At 54.5% G+C, this 15,843-nt stretch carries 15 protein-coding genes and 1 tRNA gene; 9 read left to right on the plus strand and 7 right to left on the minus strand.

Annotated elements, in window-relative coordinates; all coding sequences use genetic code 11:
* Nucleotides 1-4: 4 nt before the first annotated feature.
* Nucleotides 5-1,015: a copper oxidase gene (locus HS103_14090; GenBank protein MBE7513932.1), complete on the minus strand. Its 1,011-nt coding sequence runs from the start codon at nt 1,013-1,015 to the stop codon at nt 5-7.
* A gap of 368 nt (nt 1,016-1,383) precedes the next feature.
* Between HS103_14090 and HS103_14095 the strand changes: the two genes are divergently transcribed.
* Both HS103_14095 and HS103_14100 read left to right on the plus strand, forming a co-directional pair.
* Nucleotides 1,384-2,499: a zinc ribbon domain-containing protein gene (locus tag HS103_14095; GenBank protein ID MBE7513933.1), complete on the plus strand. Its 1,116-nt coding sequence runs from the start codon at nt 1,384-1,386 to the stop codon at nt 2,497-2,499.
* Between the two features lie 84 nt (nt 2,500-2,583).
* Nucleotides 2,584-3,573, plus strand: a complete 990-nt coding sequence (locus HS103_14100; GenBank protein MBE7513934.1) for an endonuclease/exonuclease/phosphatase family protein — start codon at nt 2,584-2,586, stop codon at nt 3,571-3,573.
* A gap of 81 nt (nt 3,574-3,654) precedes the next feature.
* Here the strand turns inward: HS103_14100 and HS103_14105 are convergent, their stop codons facing one another.
* Nucleotides 3,655-4,944: a hypothetical protein gene (locus HS103_14105; protein ID MBE7513935.1), complete on the minus strand. Its 1,290-nt coding sequence runs from the start codon at nt 4,942-4,944 to the stop codon at nt 3,655-3,657.
* Between the two features lie 217 nt (nt 4,945-5,161).
* Here HS103_14105 and HS103_14110 point away from each other — a divergent pair, with 217 nt between their 5' ends.
* The 3 genes from HS103_14110 (at nt 5,162) to HS103_14120 (ending at nt 7,870) form a co-directional block, all read left to right on the plus strand.
* Nucleotides 5,162-5,665 (plus strand): hypothetical protein, encoded by a 504-nt coding sequence (locus HS103_14110; GenBank protein MBE7513936.1) that lies wholly within the window; start codon nt 5,162-5,164, stop codon nt 5,663-5,665.
* Between the two features lie 205 nt (nt 5,666-5,870).
* On the plus strand, nt 5,871-6,557 hold the full coding sequence (locus HS103_14115; GenBank protein MBE7513937.1) for a metal-dependent hydrolase: 687 nt from the start codon (nt 5,871-5,873) through the stop codon (nt 6,555-6,557).
* A gap of 8 nt (nt 6,558-6,565) precedes the next feature.
* Nucleotides 6,566-7,870: a class I SAM-dependent methyltransferase gene (locus tag HS103_14120; GenBank protein ID MBE7513938.1), complete on the plus strand. Its 1,305-nt coding sequence runs from the start codon at nt 6,566-6,568 to the stop codon at nt 7,868-7,870.
* A 61-nt stretch (nt 7,871-7,931) separates the two neighbouring features.
* Here the strand turns inward: HS103_14120 and HS103_14125 are convergent.
* Nucleotides 7,932-8,004 (minus strand) — tRNA-Phe (locus tag HS103_14125).
* 275 nt (nt 8,005-8,279) lie between these two features.
* Between HS103_14125 and HS103_14130 the strand changes: the two genes are divergently transcribed.
* The 4 genes from HS103_14130 to HS103_14145 all read left to right on the plus strand — a co-directional run bounded on the left by HS103_14130 (nt 8,280) and on the right by HS103_14145 (nt 12,056).
* On the plus strand, nt 8,280-8,642 hold the full coding sequence (locus tag HS103_14130; protein MBE7513939.1) for a response regulator: 363 nt from the start codon (nt 8,280-8,282) through the stop codon (nt 8,640-8,642).
* 188 nt (nt 8,643-8,830) lie between these two features.
* A complete protein-coding gene (locus HS103_14135; GenBank protein ID MBE7513940.1) occupies nt 8,831-9,979 on the plus strand; it encodes an aminotransferase class V-fold PLP-dependent enzyme in 1,149 nt (382 codons plus the stop codon).
* A 459-nt stretch (nt 9,980-10,438) separates the two neighbouring features.
* Nucleotides 10,439-11,218 carry an ABC transporter ATP-binding protein gene (locus tag HS103_14140; protein MBE7513941.1) on the plus strand — a complete coding sequence of 260 codons (780 nt, stop codon included), beginning with the start codon at nt 10,439-10,441 and terminating at the stop codon, nt 11,216-11,218.
* Between the two features lie 4 nt (nt 11,219-11,222).
* On the plus strand, nt 11,223-12,056 hold the full coding sequence (locus HS103_14145) for a metal ABC transporter permease (protein ID MBE7513942.1): 834 nt from the start codon (nt 11,223-11,225) through the stop codon (nt 12,054-12,056).
* A gap of 4 nt (nt 12,057-12,060) precedes the next feature.
* On the opposite strand, the gene HS103_14150 is transcribed toward HS103_14145, so the two are convergent.
* The 4 genes from HS103_14150 to HS103_14165 form a co-directional block, all read right to left on the minus strand.
* Complete coding sequence (locus HS103_14150) at nt 12,061-13,140, minus strand: threonylcarbamoyl-AMP synthase (GenBank protein MBE7513943.1); 1,080 nt, start codon at nt 13,138-13,140, stop codon at nt 12,061-12,063.
* A 5-nt stretch (nt 13,141-13,145) separates the two neighbouring features.
* The gene (locus HS103_14155) at nt 13,146-13,388 is read right to left on the minus strand and encodes a hypothetical protein (GenBank protein MBE7513944.1); all 243 of its coding nucleotides are present in this window, start codon (nt 13,386-13,388) and stop codon (nt 13,146-13,148) included.
* Complete coding sequence (locus HS103_14160) at nt 13,385-15,034, minus strand: CTP synthase (protein MBE7513945.1); 1,650 nt, start codon at nt 15,032-15,034, stop codon at nt 13,385-13,387. Before HS103_14160 ends, HS103_14155 begins: the two co-directional genes overlap by 4 nt.
* 134 nt (nt 15,035-15,168) lie before the next feature.
* On the minus strand, nt 15,169-15,540 hold the full coding sequence (locus HS103_14165; protein ID MBE7513946.1) for a roadblock/LC7 domain-containing protein: 372 nt from the start codon (nt 15,538-15,540) through the stop codon (nt 15,169-15,171).
* Nucleotides 15,541-15,843: the final 303 nt, after the last annotated feature.

Below are 15,843 nucleotides of genomic sequence, written 5' to 3' on the forward strand. Positions count from 1 at the left end.
AGCCTCATTGAATGACCAACGCAGTGACCATCCCAAACATGCCGTGTGTCGATTCGGCGTGACTGAGAATATGGCAGTGGAATGCCCATGCGCCGGGTTCTTGGCAATCGACCAAAACATCGTACCGTTCGCCGGGGGCAACGTTCAGCGTATCGACAAGATAGGGGGCGGGGACGTTGGCGCCATCTTTAGCAATGACAAGTTGGTACATCCCATGTAAATGCATTGGGTGAATTTGCAGCCCCTCGTTCATGTAGCGGATGCGAATGCGATCTCCCTTTTTGGCAATAATCGGCTGCGTGGCTGGGAAACCCTTTCCATTGATAGCAAAGCCAATTCCGGCATCGTTCAGCAGCATGAGGTAATCGCCATCAACACGGGGTTCGTTGGCGGTGTTGGGGGGATCGATGATGAACGCGCCCATCAAGCCTCGCGCCACTTGTTCCGCTGCGTTGTGGTGGCTGTGGTACATATGCGTTCCGGCATTCTTCGCCACAAATTCGTAGGTGAACTTTTGCCCCGGCTTGATGGGCGGTTGGGTGACGAAGGGGACGCCATCCATGCTGTTGGGGGTATGCACCCCGTGAAAGTGGACGCCGTGCGATTGGCTCATCTTGTTTGTGACGTTGATGCGCACCTTCTCGCCTTCCTTAACGCGGATGGTCGGTCCGGGAATACGCCCGTTGTACATCATGGCGTCCATGATCGTCCCCGGCGAAACCTCCCACGGACCCTCAACGCACTCAATCTCAAAGACCTTTGTATCGCCGTCCATCGTGAAGGGCATTGGTACCCCCCAAAAATCGGGGTCTTTGCCGGCGTTATCGAGGAAATATTTTACGCCTGCTTCGTGTTCGGCGTCCATCTGCTCAAAGCCGCCATCTTGCCATGGCTTGTAAAGCGTTTTCGGGTGGGCTTCGCTGGCTGTGACAACGGTTTTACCGCCCACAGCACCCGCCCCAAACAACGCGCCCACAGCACCCAACGCCTTCAGAAAACGTCTGCGATTTAGCATGATCTGCGTACCCCTTCATGGTCATCTGTCTTTCGGATAGGGTCACTGTAGCATCGGCAAGGAGACGGCGTTAGTGAGGGGTGTCACAAGGGGGTGTGACATTTAGCATGGTTTCTAGGGACGGTGGGCTAAAGACAGCCACAAGGTGTTATGCGCTTTCCCTACACAAGGCGACTTGGCTCATTTTCCCCTCTGCTTGTTTCATGCCATAATAAAGGCTAAGAGAAGTTGGCTTGGCAACTCGTTTGCTCATGGGTAATTTACCAATGGGTAACTGAAAGGACGATGAGGGGCAGCCCCTCTTACTTATCCCAAGCGATTAAAACGAAGTCAACGTGACGTTGAACGGGAATTACGGAGTCGAAACCATGTCATTCCCCGGCACAAACAGCAGTGGGTTTGTCCCCGGCGGGTGGGGCAGCCAACCAACCGATGATGCCTCTCCCGCCAGCGGAGGATCGCCCGCTTTCCAAATGCTTTGGGATTGTAAATACTGCGGGACAAATAAACTGCTCGGTGTGGATCAGCGCTTTTGCCCAAACTGTGGCGCGGCGCAAGAACCTGCCATGCGTTACTTTCCTTCGGATGAAGATAAAAAAATCGTCTCTGACCCAAAGTATGTCTATGCTGGCGCAGACAGAATGTGTCCCGCCTGCCAGACCCCCAACAGCGCCGCCGCCAATTTCTGCAAGCAGTGTGGCAGTGATTTATCGGGGGCAAAAGAGGCTGAACGCAAATCGGAATCGGCGGACAATGTGGGGAAAGCTGACGACCTCGTAAAGTTGAACTTCAACGCGGAGATGCTGCGTGTTGGGGTGACGAAACCCGCCGCGAGTGGACAGAAGTATCTCCCCATCATTTTGATTGTCGTGGGATTACTAGTGGCAGGTCTGGCGGGGGTATTTTTCCTCAGCCGCAGCACCTACGACGCGAAACTTCAGGTGTCCGATATGCGTTGGACACGGACGATTTCGCTGGTGAAGGTGACGGTGCAATCGGGCAGTGGGTGGCGCGATCAAGTGCCCGGGGGGGCGTATTCGATGAGCTGCTCGAATCGCCAACGACAGTTCACGCGCTCGGAATCCTATCGATGCGGGGTTACACGGGTGGATCGCGGCGATGGATCGTTTGTTGAACAACCGAAATACTGCACACGAAATGTCACCGATACGCGAACGGACAGCTACTGCTCGTATTTGGTCGATGTCCTTGTCCCCTCGCGAGATGTGACGACCACCGGTGGGGTGAACGACCCACCGGTGTGGGGGACGTTCACCCTTGCCACACGCGAACGGGAAAATGCTCGGACAGAAGAATACAAAGTGATCTTCAAAGGATTGGAGGCAAAGAAGGATCAACTCATTGATTTCCTTGCCAAAGATTACGCGCAATTCAAGACATTTGCGCTGAACAGCGTGTACACCTTGAAATTCAACCGGTTGGAGCAACCGCAGTGGGATACCTTAAAGCTGACCCCTCAGTAGCCCTAAGGAGTCACGGATAGGCGGTTCGTTTCGTTGTCGATGGGCGCTTTGAAGCGGCGCTAATGTGAAGGGAGCAGTCTCTTTGTGGGAACGCTAAAATTCACGGTGATGACGTGGAATGTGGAAAACCTGTTCCTTCCCGGCGGCGACTCAGGACCCGCCGATAGGGACATTTATGATCGCAAGATGGGGAACATCGTCCAAACAATCAGCGGCATTAGCCCTGATGTGGTCGGTTTGCAAGAGGTGGGCGATTTAGCTGCTCTAAACGATCTACGGGATCGTCTTGGCGGGCGCTATCGCTTTGTGCGGGCGTCTCGTTTTCCCGACCCACGTGGGATTCGGGTTGCCTTTCTTTCCCGCTTGCCGCTGCTCCAAGCCGTTGATTACGATGACTACCCCCCCAATGCCTTAATCAACATCCCTGATGAACATGGGCGGATCATGCGCGATATGGGGCGTGGGGGGCTGAAATGCATGGTCGCTCTCGCCCCTGGACTGATGGTGAATATGGTAAATTGTCACCTGAAATCGAAACTGGTGACCTACAAAACGCTCAGCGGGGCTGCCCGTCATTACCCTTTGGATGAAGATGAACGGGCGCGAGGGATGGCCTTGGCATTGATCAAGCGGACAACAGAGGCAGTGGCGCTGCGTATTCACCTTAACAAACTGCTGACAGGCAACAATTTCCCGCTGATCCTGATGGGCGATATGAATGACAGCGGGGATGCTGTGACAACCCAAATTCTGATGGGTCCGCCAGATCGCAGCCTAGCCCACCGCGACAAGTTCGATGATGTGCGCCTTTACAACCTTGATGACTACATCCCCGGTGAACGCCGCTTTTCACGGGTGTATCAAAAAATGGGGGAGATGATTGATCACATCATGGTCAGTCATGAGTTGATTTTTTACCTGCGCAAAGCGGATAGCTACATTGAGCCTATCTCAAGTATCGATAGCAATGTGGCAAGCCGGGGGGAAGCGGTCTTTCCCGACCACGCGCCGGTTTATGCTCGCTTTGAAATTCCTGAAGATGAGGCAGATCGGCATTTTTCGGTGACAGGCTAAGACCAACACCCACCCAGTAGGCAAGAAACAAAAAGGGCGTGCAACGGCACGCCCCAACTGGCTAACAGATTCTAACCGCCCCTAATCCGCCGCCATCAAGGTCTCATAAAGCGATTTTGTTTCGCCTTCGATAGCTGTCCCCGCTGCTTTCAAGTCGTCCCGCATCCGCCCGTAATAGGTTTGAATCTCGCTGCGCCGTCCTAATTCTGAATAGAGCGCCATGATTTGCCGGTGTATGTCTTGCCGCCGAACATCCTCACCCACTGCTTTTTGGTAGAGCAACAGGGCATTTTCCGTGCGCCCTTCAGCATGACGTTGGGCGGCAATGCCAGTCATCGCTTCAATCCAACCGGTGAGATAATCGTGCCGACGACGGACAATCCACTTTTCGGGGTGTCCCTGAAGGAAGGGGTGTGCGTGCAACTCAATCACGCGATTCCATGCGGCAAGGCGTTCAGCGGGGTCTTCCGCCAGACGCCCGGCAAGAATTGCCCCTACGAAATCATCCACATCATAGTGGAGGGTTAGGTCGGCAATGATCCGATAATAGCTCCCAACGTGGATGAGAATGTCATTCCCTATGCCGTCTAATGCCTTGTGCAGCCGACGCTTTGTCACATGGAAAACATTCACCGCTTGGTCTACCTGAAGTTCGGGCCAAAACTCAACGCACATCTCTGACCGAGTGGTGTAGGGGCGCTCTAGGGCGAAAAAGAGCAGCAAACGCGGTAAATGCCCCTCCCAACCGGTGACAACACGCCCATCAAGATTTACTTCGCCCTGCCCGAATCCCGTCAGGCGCAGGCGGGGATTATCCAAAGATTGGTTGTCGTAGAAATTCCGGCGGATAATCTCGGCATCACGCAGCATAATTGCCTTTCGGCGGGCAATGAGCGCCATCCATGGCAGGCGCGGCAGCCCACGCCCACTAAGGACAATGTGGCAGTGTGCGGGGGCATTTTCAATGAGCGCTTCCAAAAACTTTTCCAGATCGTCGGCGACATCTGCCCGATCAAATTCATCGATGAGCAGGACAAACGGTTCATCGCTGAGATGGGCAACATCTTCGATAAGCGCTGCCAAAAGTTTGGGATGGTCGTCGGGGCGTTCCATCCCAACTTGGCTAACACGCCCACCAAAATTTGGCATTTGCTCAGAAATATCGTGGATGAACCCGGCGAGGAACGTTCGCACGTCGGTGTCATCAACGCCCATTCCGTAATAGTAGGTGCGCAAGCCATCATCCGCGATCAAGCGGCTAAGTAAGGCAGTGCGGTAGCGGCTTTGGGAATGAAGCAGAGACAACGGCGTGCTGAGGACGCTCTCGCGAAAGGTGCGATAACTATCGGACAGAATAGTGTTTAATGGCATAGCATGTATCCTCATTTTGATGATTATGTAGTAGTGTTATTTAGAAATTCTTTCTCTTTAAGAAAGATTATAAATGCTCTACTCGGATAGAGCAAGTTAAGAATCGATGGGGAGACTCTTACAGAAATAGTATTCTGCCAAAATAATCATAGTGGGTGGGTGCGGAAAGACAATGGTAGAATGATCGCCAATGGTAGGTCTTTAAGAGGAATTTTTTATGTCATCCGTCGCCAAACCTCCGTTTGAAGACCTCGGTGCCTCTATTACAAGGGAGTGGATCGATGAGGGGACGATTGTCATCTATACGGGGAAATCACCCTCCCGACAAAGCATCGATACCCTTTTTGCTGATGTGCGTCAGGTAATGTCTGCCGCCGATGTAGAGAATGCACCCGGGTTTGTCTATGACGTTTCACATCCCGATTCGGGAATTACCCCCTATGCCAGTCAACAGGCACGCCAAGCCCTGATGCACCGCCCTGAGCTTTATGGCTTTGTCGCCATTATTGTTCGGCAAAATTTTAGTGGGTGGGCAATTAAACTCTTTATCAACAGTCTTCAACAAACAGTGCGCGGGGCAGCCAAGAATCTGCACGTTTTTTATCATCGAGAGGATGGAATCAAGTGGCTGCGTGTTGTCCGGCAGCAGTATGCCGCCATGAAAAAATCAACCTCAGATAAAAACTACGGCGCGGCACGCCACGACAACCAGCGAAACTGACGCTGATATTAGAAGTCATTTCAAAATTTGAGTGAGTCACTTCGCTTCCCTCCCCCCCAAAACCCCTCTCCTACAAAAGATATTGGGTGTGAGGGAATTTTTGCACTACGCGCTAGAGCCTCCCTTGAGCAACTTCAACCCTATTCACTCAGTTCACTATATACTGTGCATGATCTAATTGACTAGCTTGTTGAGGGTCTTTCTCATGCCTACGACAATCACATGGTTTGGTCATTCTGGGTTCCATCTCAACCTGAATGGGCGACATATCCTCATCGATCCCTTTTTATCGGGTAATCCACTCGCCACGATCTCGCCAGACACAGTTCCCGCCGAGGCAATTCTGCTCACACATGGTCATGGGGATCATCTTGGCGATACAATCAGCATTGCCAAACGCACCGATGCCCTCGTGATTGCCACCTTCGAGATTGCCACATGGGCGCACAACAAGGGTGTGAAAAACACCCATGCACAGAATAACGGCGGCGGCTACCAGCATGATTTTGGTCATGTGAAGTTCGTCCGTGCCGACCACAGTTCATCCTTTCCTGATGGCAGCTATGCGGGCTTGGCGTGCGGAATCGTGCTGACCTACAACGGCACGCGGTTGTATTTTGCCGGAGATACAGCGCTTTTTAGTGATATGAAATTGATCGGGGATATGGAAATAGATGTCGCTTTTATCCCGATTGGCGATAATTACACTATGGGCGTTGAGGACTCTATCCTTGCCACCAAACTCATCCGCCCCAAAGCCGTCTTTCCCATTCACTACAATACATTCCCGGCGATTGAACAAGATGCCGGGTTGTGGGCAACGCAGATCACTAACGAGACGGACGCCCGTGCTATCGTGATTGATCCAAATTCATCATTCATGTTGGAGTAGTGTGTACTGTGACCACCCGGACTTCTGATACCCGCTTGGGGGCAGTCGCTGCCCCCGCTACGGGCAAGGGCGCGTTCCTGCGCCGTACCGCGACGAAACTATTGAGACGCATTTCTGAAAAACTTCCCGACCTCTCCTTTACCGTCCGCTTTTGGGATGGCACAACAGAGCAATTTGGGAAAGGCTGCCCCGCCTTTAGTTTCTATATCAAAACACTGGAAGCTGCTCAACGTGTATTGCGCGATGGCGGCTTGGGGTTTGGCGAAGAACACATGGATGGTACTATTGATATTGAAGGCGATCTTGGTGAACTTCTAAAACTGCAATACACCAATGCCTTTGATGCCACAGCGCTCACCCTCACTGAGAAATTTCGGGCTGCCCTCACTGCCTTTATCCAACGTAACAGCCTCACCCGTGTGCGGAAAAACGTCGCCCATCATTACGACCTGAGCTACGATTTCTATAAATTGTGGCTCGATCAGTCGATGACCTACACCTGTGCCTACTTTCGCCACAGCACAGACACACTAGAACAGGCGCAAGCCAACAAGCACGAACACATCTGCCGCAAACTTCGCCTAGAACCGGGGATGAGCCTTGTTGATATTGGCTGTGGGTGGGGGGCGATGATGTTCTATGCGGCGGAACATTATGCTGTGCGCTGTGTTGGTTACACAATCTCGCAGGAACAACACAAATACCTCACCGAGCAAATCGAAAGGCGCGGGATGCGCGGAAAAGTTGAGGTTCGCCTTCAGGATTACCGCGAGGCAAAGGGGCAGTTTGACCGATGGGTTTCTATCGGGATGTTTGAGCAGGTAGGCAGCCAGTATGTGAACACCTTCATGGATCGCATCGTGCGCATCCTAAAACCGGGTGGGATCGGCTTGCTCCATACCATTGCCTTCCGCACGCGCAATCTGAAAGTTCCGTGGATGACGCGCTACATCTTTCCCGGTGGTTTTTTGCCCTCTCTGGGGGAGATAGTAGAACCGATGAGCCAGCGGAATTTGAACATCTATGATGTCGAGGATTTACGCCTTCACTATGGGGAGACCCTTGATCACTGGGACAACCGCTTTTGCCAGCACCTCGATGACATTCGGGCGATGTATGGCGAGCGGTTCATCCGTATGTGGCGGCTCTATTTGAAGGGGGCAGCGTCCTTCTTTCGCTATGGTGGGGCGCGGCTGAATCAGCTTGCCTTTGTGCATGGGACGCATAACCAACATTACCGCACCCGTGCCTACCTTTATGGCGACGAACCCGAACAGTTCAATCTCCCCAACATTAGCAAATACACGGGCTAACCAGCCCTTACCATAAGCAGCGATGAATAAAAAACACCGCCACAGGGCGGTGTTTTTTGTGTGCCGAGACCCAGACTTGAACTGGGGACACCCGCATTTTCAGTGCGGTGCTCTACCGACTGAGCTATCTCGGCAGCTTGTGAAGGAATTATCTCTAAAAAATGAACCCTGTCAAGGTGTGTTGTGCGAGAGGCATAGAAACACCCTCAACCTGACTGTAGGTGAGACGGGGCGGGGTGCAGATGTTTTGCCTCCCTTCGCCCCGCACCCTTGAAATGTGCTATAGTGAGCAGCGCGTACTTACAACGACAATGGATGAATCTAACCTTATGCTCTTGGATGAAACCTTATTACGCCCGTGTCGCCGTTTTGGAACGGACAAAGGTCTGAGTGGAAAGGAGATTAAGCTATGCGACGCTTGGCGATGATTGTTGAAGATGATAAAGATATTCGCCTTCTTTTTGCCGATGCGCTCTCCGATAGTGGCGATCTGGAGGTGCTGGTTGCCTTCAGCGCCGATGACGCCATTCGTCAGTTGGAGACAGCAACCCCCGATATTGTCCTCTGCGACATGAACATGCCCCAAAAGCCCGGCACGGCGGTTTTGGAATATATCAACCAGACACCGCGTCTGAAGAACACCAAGCGAATCATGATTACCGCAAACGCCATGGCGGAATCGGTGGCGGAAGACTTGGGGGCAGACCTCTTTCTGGTCAAACCTGTCGCCATCCGCGAACTGCTGACACTCATTCATCGGTTGATTGATTGACCCTACAGTATTTTTCAAGGAGATTGACCCCTTAATGGTTGTCAGCCCCACGTATCACGATATAATTACCAATGGGTCAGGCAGTGGTGATCATGGGGTAAACGAACGACGCCCGCCCTTCTTGTAAGAAGGCTGGTTGCAGACCAACCAGTGAGGGTACTGCAATCAATAAGGAAAGCATCCCTCCTATGCGTGACCTGTTTCATATTGACCAAACCATCACCTTTTTAAATCATGGCTCATTCGGCGCATGTCCGCGCCCCGTCTTTGAGGAATATCAACGCTGGCAGAGGGAGCTAGAGCGGCAGCCCGTCGATTTTATCGGGCGGCGCTTGAACGGTTTGTTGGATGAGGCACGCGCCACCCTAGCGGGCTTTATCAACGCCGATGTAACGCGCCTCACGTTTGTTCCCAATGCCACTGCTGGCGTTAATCTCGTCGTGCAATCGCTCGATTTGCACGCGGGCGATGAAATCCTGACCACCGATCAGGAATACGGCGCGTGCGACCTGACATGGGAGCATTTTTGTAAGAAACATGGGGCGCTCTATATCAAGCAGCCCCTCCCCGTCCCACCCGCCGATGTTGAAACGTGGGTGGATGCGCTCTTTGCTGGCGTTACACCCCGTACAAAGATGATTTTTCTCAGCCATATTGCTGCGCCTACGGCAACCATTTTCCCTGTGGCAGAAGTCTGCGCCCGCGCCCGTGCGATGGGCATTATGACCCTCATTGATGGAGCGCACGCGCCGGGGCATATCCCCATTGATTTGACGGCAATTGATCCTGATTTTTACGCCGGAAACTGCCATAAATGGCTGTGCGCTCCCAAAGGATCGGCGTTCCTTTACGCGCACTCGAACCATCATGCCTGGCTTGAGCCACTCGTGATCAGTTGGGGCTATACCCCAGAGGCAACCTTCCCGGCAAAAACGCAGTTCACGGGGACAATCGATCCGGCAGCTTACCTCACTGTTCCGAAAGCGATTGAATTTCATCAGGGGGAGGCGTTCACCGAAGGGCGCGATCAATGCCACCGCATGGTGCGCGAAATTCAGGAACGCCTCAGCGCCTTCTATAATGTTCCCCCTCTCGCAACGGGGGTCTGGAGCGCTGGCTTACAGATGGTCTCTGCGCCGCTACCAGAGACCATCAAAGCGGAGGATGTGCGGGTAATTTGGGCGCGTTTTTGGGAAGAACACAAGGTAGAAGTTCCCTTCTGGGCGTGGCGGGGGCGGGTGTATATCCGCGTTTCCTATCAGGTCTATAACCGCCCAGAACAGCTTACAACCTTGTTTCAGACGCTGCGTGCCGTTGCCCCACCATCGGGAGGATAAAGCGCCCCTCTTTGGGGGTTGCCCCCTTAGCCGCAGGGCGTGAGGGAAACACCCCTCTTGCCATGAGTGGCGACAAACATCATGGATACAGCCCTAACATTTAGGTTCTGTTGACAGTGTAATTCCCGTAGGGGCGCCATACCTTGCGCCCAGTGCCGCCCGTGAGCGCCCGCCGCGAAAGCAGCCACCCCTTCGGGGCTTGAAATTCCTAACCCCCACCCTATACACAGAGAGAGGGCATTTCTCCCCCTTCCCTGTATATGGGGAAAGGCGACTGCTGCGCAGTAACCGGGGGGATAGGGGTTCTGAACCAAAACCCTCAACAGAACCTAGTTATCCCCATGTAACATTCCTCATTGACGGCGCGTCTTGATCAGAGTATCCTTATAAGTGATACGCTGTCTCATTAGAGATGGCAAACTCAACCCGCTCGTAACTCCGGTAAAGGCATTGTTCACCGTGCATTTTCCGCATTTCCCCTACAGCAGCCGCCGCCATGCACCGCCCATTGATGGGGCGCCGGCATTAACGGTGCGCGACCTCGCTGTTTCTCATCTTGATTCGCCCGCGCTGGCGCTGAAAGGGATCACGCTCACCGTGCAGCCCGGCGAGCGCATCGCCCTTGTGGGTCCAAACGGGGCGGGGAAATCGACCCTTCTGAAAGCGATTGCCGGACTGCTGCCGATACGGGGGGGAGAACTTCTCATCTACGGGCTGCCCGTTGGGGCGTGCCATCATCGTGTTGCTTACCTCCCGCAGCGCGGCGAGATTGATTGGCGCTTTCCGACGACGCTTCAACAGTTGATTATGACGGGGCGTTACGGACACCTCGGTTGGGTGCGCCGCCCTAGCCCAGAAGATTGGAAGATTGTGGAAAGGGCGATCCACACCCTCGGCTTAGAGGGGCTGGCGCAGCGGCAGATTGGGCAGCTTTCTGGGGGGCAGCAGCAGCGGGCAATGTTGGCGCGGGCGCTGGCACAGGAATCCGATTTGCTGCTCTTGGATGAGCCGCTGAACGCCATTGACAAGGATAACCGTGAGATCGTCTACCGCGTGATTGATCTCCTCCATCAAGCGGGAAAAACCTTGATTGTCGCCACCCACGATCTCACCCGCCTTGAGACGGATTTTGATCGCGCTATCTACATTGCCGATGGGCAAGAAGTCAACCCAGAAGTTGCTCTAGAGAAACTTATCGGGCAGGATTACGCGCTGCGCACACCGGCGTTATCTCATTAACCTCATGCTTGAAACCCTCCTTGAGCCATTCGTTCAATTTGAGTTCATGCGAATTGCCCTTGCTGCGGTGATTTTATTGGGTGTAGTCTGCGCCCCGATAGGTGTTTATGTTGTCCTGCGACGTATGTCCTTCATTGGTGATGCCCTTGCCCACACCATTTTGCCGGGAATTGTTTTCGCCTCGCTGCGAGGGGTTAGCTTGTTTGTGGGGGCAATTGCAGCGGCACTCCTCACCGCAGTGGGAATCGGGTGGCTCTCGCGGCGCGAAACGGTGCGGGAAGACACGGCGATTGGGATTGTTTTCACGGCGATGTTCGCGCTCGGCATTGTGCTGATGAGTACGGCACGTTCGTTTCGGGACTTCACCCATATTTTGTTTGGGAATATTTTGGGGGTGACACCGAACGATTTGGCATTGATGGGAATCATCGCTTTCATTGTGCTTGGCTCACTCGCCCTGTTTCACAAGGAATTGGAACTGACCTCCTTTGATACGATTCATGCCCGCGTGATTGGCTTAAAGGCAGATCGCTTACGCTATGGGCTGCTGATTCTGTTAGCGCTGACGGTTGTCACGGCGATTCAGGCGGTGGGTGTTGTCCTCACGAGCGCCATGCTGATCACTCCGGCGGCAACGGCTTCGCTGGTGACGACCCGCCTTTCACGGATGATGCTGGTGGCAGCGGTGGTAGCGGTGGGGTCGGGGGTGGTGGGGTTATACCTGTCCTTTCGCTACCCCGTCCCTTCAGGAGCGTCGATAGTCCTCACCTGTACGGCGTGCTTTGGTCTTGTTTGGGCCGGGCGGGCGGTAGTACGGCTAGTCAGAAAGCCATCCTGAGACTCTACAACCGAATAATACGTCCCGCCGCCGCCCGCATCAGGCGATCTTGGACGGCAGCGCCTATTCCCACTGGCGGCATAGCACGGGCAAAGATAACCGTCACCTCGGCGGCGTCGAAATGGCGCAGAAGGGTGTAAAGCCGCGCCGCTGCCTGATCAGGGCTTGCGCCCTTCCCCAATGAGCCTATCACGATCTGCGGATTGCCCTCCCACGCGGCAAAGGCGGGTCGATCTTCCTCCAAAATCAAAAGACCAATGCGCTCCCCCGCCGCCCGCGCCCCGTTCACGGCTTGTTGCAAGGCTGCCCGAACAGCGCTATCCTCGCCTTCATAAAGGGACAATGGCGCGTGCGGGGCATAATGTTTCAAGAACATCCCCGGCGCTGGAAGGCTGTCCATCGGATCGCCTCCCCCGGCGTAACGCTGGACGATCTCAATCTTCACATCGCCCACAATAGCCTGAATACGTTCGAGGGACACTCCGCCCGGGCGGAGCAAACGGGGGTGTTCACCACTGAGGTCAAGGATCGTTGATTCAACCCCTATGTCTGTCGCCCCGCCATCCAGAATCAATGGGATACGCCCGCCGAGATCGGCAAGGACATGAGCGGCTGTTGTTGGGCTGGTGTGGGCAAAAAGATTCGCACTCGGCGCGGCAAGGGGAACGCCCGCCGCCTCGATCAAGGTGAGAGCGACGGGATGAGCGGGCATCCGCACGCCCACCGTTGGCAGTCCGGCGCTCACGTTTGGCGGCACATGCTGCCGACGAGGCAGGACAAGCGTCAACGCGCCGGGGAAACATGCCGCAATAAGTGCATAGGCAAGCGGAGGCAACCGCTCAGCAACGGCATGAACCTGATCGGGTGAGGCGATATGGACAATCAAAGGATCATGTATGGGGCGCCCCTTTGCCGTGAAAATTTTCGCCACCGCCGCCGCATCGAGGGCATTCGCCCCCAAGCCGTAGACGGTCTCGGTAGGAAAGGCGACAAGTTCTCCGGCACGGATGAGCGCTGCCCCCGCCTGAACAGCGGGGGACTGCGGGGTAACAGGCGGGGCAACATGGAGGACGCGAGTTTCCATGCCGCTCACGCATTGCTCAGCGTGTCGTGAGCATCGCCTTCGGCTTTGCCGATAACGCGCAAGGCGGCTTGGGCAGAAGATTGCTGTACAGGTAGCCAACCTTCCTCGCTTGCCATGCGGCGCAGATGGTTCTGGATATTGGGGCGTTCTTCCTCGGTCAGGCGACCCCATGCAGCCAAAATACGCCCCTCGTCCTCGCTGAGAAGATCGCCCCACAGGGTTTCCAACCACGCTTCAAGATCGCTCACGCCTTCTTCTTGCTCCCGTTCCCATTCACCCGTACTGGCTTTTTTGCCTCTTCAAAGGCAATGGCAGCTTGGATAAGCCCCCTAAAGAGTGGGTGGGGGCGGTTGGGACGGCTGCCGAATTCAGGATGAAATTGGCTGGCAATCATGTAAGGGTGATCCATCACCTCGGCAATCTCCACCAAACGACCATCCGGGCTAAGACCGCTAAAGCGCATCCCCGCCGCTTCAAACGCACCCCGAAAGTGGTTGTTAAACTCAAAGCGATGGCGATGGCGTTCATTCACACGGGGGGCGGCATAAACGCGGTTGGCGATTGACCCTTCTTCCAAGACACAGGGGTAAACGCCCAAACGCATCGTCCCACCACGATCCACAATGCCCCGCTGGTCGGGCATGAGGTCAATCACCGGGTGTTCGGTGGGCGTCTCAAATTCGGTGCTGTTGGCGTCCTCATAATTGAGGACGTTGCGGGCGAACTCAATGCACATGACTTGCATCCCCAAACACAACCCAAGGTAGGGGACGTGCCGTTCACGGGCATAGCGTGCCGCCATAATCTTGCCCTCAATGCCGCGATAGCCAAAGCCGCCGGGAACAACGATGGCATTCACCCCGTCCAGACGATCCCATCCTTTGTTTTTCTCCAAATCACCGGAATAGACCCATTCGATCTCGACCTCGCGGTCATAGAGGCTGGCGGCATGGGCAAGGGCTTCTTTGACGCTCATATAGGCGTCATGGAGTTCCACATATTTCCCGACAATGGCAATCTTGAGCGGCGCTTTGGGCTTCAGCAGGCGCTCCGTCATCTGCCGCCATTCGTCCAAATCGGGCGGGTTTCCCTTCAGGCGAAGGCGCTCAACAATGTAATCGCCCAAGCCGGCGGCTTCTAACATGAGCGGCACTTCGTAAAGCGATTGCGCTGTGGGGAGCGCGATCACTGCCTCCCGATCCACATCACAAAAGTTGGAGATTTTTTCGAGAAGGTCATTCGAGATGGGATGATCGGCACGGGCGATGATCACATTGGCGCGAATGCCGATGCTGCGCAAATCGCGGACGCTGTGTTGGGTTGGTTTCGTTTTCAGTTCACCCGTCGCCCCAATGTAGGGGAGGTAGGTGACATGAATGTACATCGCCCGTTTTCGCCCAACATCAATGCGTAGTTGGCGCAGCGCCTCTAAGAAGGGCTGGCTTTCAATATCACCCACCGTGCCACCCACTTCAACAATGACGACATCGGCGCCGCTCTCTTGGGCAACGGTTGTCACCCGCCGCTTGATCTCGTTGGTGATGTGTGGAATCACTTGAATCGTTCCGCCGAGGAAATCGCCCCGCCGTTCACGCCCGATAATATCGGCGTAGATTTGTCCAGCCGTGACATTGCACCCCCGCGAAAGGGTATCATCAATGAACCGTTCGTAATGCCCCAAGTCAAGGTCAGTCTCCGCCCCGTCAACAGTCACAAAGACCTCGCCATGTTGGTAAGGACTCATCGTACCGGGGTCAACGTTCAGGTATGGGTCTAGTTTTTGAATGGCAACTTTCAACCCCCGTGCCTTTAGAAGCCGACCAATGGCGGCGGCGGTGACGCCCTTTCCCACTGAACTGACGACCCCACCTGTGCAGAATATGTATCGTGTCATGTAGCCGTTGCCTCCTGCCTTGCTGATGAACCAAAACAACGGCGGGGAGGGTGCGCCGCCCTGAAGGGCAGTGATCCTCCCCGCCGAAAGTGCCGGGTATGCTAGGGATGGTGGCGTCACCGCCACAGTAGGGGTTAGATAAGTTTGGCGAGGTCTTCCGTCGCACGCTTAATATCCAAGAAGACTAAGCCCGATTTTGCGTTTTCCCGCGCTAGGGAGGTCAACACGGCGTCGTCTCCAACGGAGGTCAGAATCACATGACCTTCTTTGCCGCGAATGTAAACCTGTTCCATGCCCCCCCGACCTAGTTCTTTGGCGATCCGTTCCCCTAGCGAGAGCATCGCCGCAGACATGGCGGAAATCCGGTCTTCCTCAATATCCGGGGAGAGTGCGGACGCCATGCTTAGCCCATCAACGCTCACAACAGCAGACCCCTCAATATCGGAGTTGCCACGTTGCATATCACGCAACCGTTCTACCATCAGTTCGGTGCGAGTTTTTGCCATAAGGGGGATACCTTTCGCCGTGTCGGGTGTGATCCTGAGAGGATGATAACATAGGGTTCACAATGCGTCAACACGCCCAACCACCGGAAAAAATGGACTAGGACAAAAGCACTACCCATGAACAAAAGATTATGGAGTTCAGAACGTTTGTATAAAAAGGCTGGGGGCGATAGAATTCTTTGATCAGCATTTATGTTATTAGGACTTACGCAGTTGAACGTGTTTACCCTGTATTCATCGAAAGGGAAAGTTTGAGGGGGAAGCCCCCTCAAAAAAATGGATTCCCCCTTCTCCCACTGGGAG

It is taken from the genome of Anaerolineales bacterium, from assembly GCA_015075625.1.
GTDB lineage: Bacteria > Chloroflexota > Anaerolineae > Aggregatilineales > UBA2796 > UBA2796.